The sequence below is a fragment of the Bacillus sp. SIMBA_008 genome, from assembly GCF_046535495.1.
Taxonomy (GTDB): Bacteria; Bacillota; Bacilli; order Bacillales; family Bacillaceae; genus Bacillus; species Bacillus subtilis.
This window is the reverse complement of sequence record NZ_JAWRWL010000890.1, coordinates 1-253: the sequence shown is the minus strand read 5'-3', so window position 1 is coordinate 253 and position 253 is coordinate 1. Positions and strand designations below refer to the sequence as shown.

Annotated in this window: 1 protein-coding gene; it reads left to right on the top strand. The window is 73.5% G+C overall.

Annotated features, from left to right (window positions below; translation table 11 throughout):
* The coding region (locus SB658_RS25925) for a LysR family transcriptional regulator (RefSeq protein ID WP_410603350.1) at positions 1-253 on the top strand (253 nt) is incomplete at both ends.

Sequence of the window (253 nt, the reverse complement as noted above, 5' to 3'; positions counted from 1 at the left end):
GCCGAGGCCATGCACCTGACCGTCAGCGCGCTCAGCCACCAGATGCGCGCGCTGGAGGAGCGGCTTGGCTATCGCCTGCTCGAGCGCCACCCGCGTGGCGTGCGGCCCACCCAGGAAGGGCAGGGGCTGCTGGAGCGGATCGCCCCGCACCTGGATGCGATCGCGCGCGAGGTGCAGCCGTTCGCCGCGCGTCGCGACGACGTCCTGGTCCTGAGCGTGACGCCATCGATGGCCTCGGCCTGGCTGGTGCCCC